The sequence below is a fragment of the Pseudoalteromonas sp. T1lg24 genome (assembly GCF_002964745.1).
GTDB lineage: Bacteria > Pseudomonadota > Gammaproteobacteria > Enterobacterales > Alteromonadaceae > Pseudoalteromonas > Pseudoalteromonas spongiae.
Genome location: NZ_PQCB01000023.1, coordinates 1 through 473 on the forward strand (window position 1 = coordinate 1; position 473 = coordinate 473).

Here is a 473-nt window from a genome sequence, read left to right on the forward strand (position 1 = left end):
ATTAGCGCATCCATACCAGCCATAACTTGCTGCGCATTCGCTTGTGTTGATACTGAAATACCTGTTTCAGTAAATACTGTCGCAAATGTACCTGACGCATCGTAATCAGAGTCGATTGATGACAATACTGATTGTTGAGATGTACCAATTAAAGCACCATCCGACGACGCACCGTGTAGAGTTTTACCTGTTACAGTTGACGCAGCTCCTGCGATACCTGAAAGTGTGAAACCGCCGTTTGCCGTTAAGCTATTACCCGCAGCTGTTCCGCCTACACTCTTCATACTAAAGCCGATAGTTTGTACAGCATCTGCACCCACCTGGAAACTCGCTTCATATGAACCGTCAAGTAAGTTAGTACCACCAAACGTTGTATCAGACGCAACACGATTTACTTCATCCATCAATTGACGGATTTCTTCTTGCAGCGCTAGACGGTCTTCATCAGTATTTGAACCGTTTGATGCTTGTTG

At 44.8% G+C, this 473-nt stretch carries 1 protein-coding gene; it reads right to left on the reverse strand.

The features are described from left to right. A partial coding sequence (locus tag C2M30_RS12280) for a flagellin N-terminal helical domain-containing protein (RefSeq protein WP_442792809.1) occupies nucleotides 1–473 on the reverse strand: 473 nt, incomplete at both ends.